Genomic DNA, 385 nt, shown 5'->3' with positions numbered 1-385 from the left:
CTGAATCAGCAGCTACCGTGCCGCCCTTATTGATAATTCTGGCGCGGGCATTGAATTTCACCTGTCCGCTGATCCCCTCGTGGCTACCTGACAGACCAGTCATTTCAAGCGTATGGGAATCGAGAGCCGCAGCTGTTTTTTGCAAGGTGCCATTCAGCCCTGCTGCAAAACTCAACTTGCCAAGTTTATCGGCCGTTAAGCGAACCACAATGACCTGGTCGGGCTGCGAGGCGAACACTTCGCGTTTATAGGTCACTCCATCAAGCTGGTAGGTGGTGGTAAAAACAGCTTGCTCCAGATCGAGCTCGCGGTAGTAATTGGTATAATTCTGATGCCCGTCGAAATTGAGCTCCAGGGTTCCAACCACCTGGTACATCGACCCATT

Annotated in this window: 1 protein-coding gene; it reads right to left on the bottom strand. The window is 51.9% G+C overall.

Annotation, left to right across the window (positions count from 1 at the left end):
- Positions 1-385: glycoside hydrolase N-terminal domain-containing protein (locus N2K84_RS20300; protein ID WP_282593656.1), on the bottom strand; the 385-nt coding region annotated here is incomplete at both ends.

Source organism: Gaoshiqia sediminis (assembly GCF_025907915.1).
Taxonomy (GTDB): domain Bacteria; phylum Bacteroidota; class Bacteroidia; order Bacteroidales; family Prolixibacteraceae; genus Gaoshiqia; species Gaoshiqia sediminis.
This window is presented reverse-complemented; position numbering and strand designations above follow the sequence as displayed.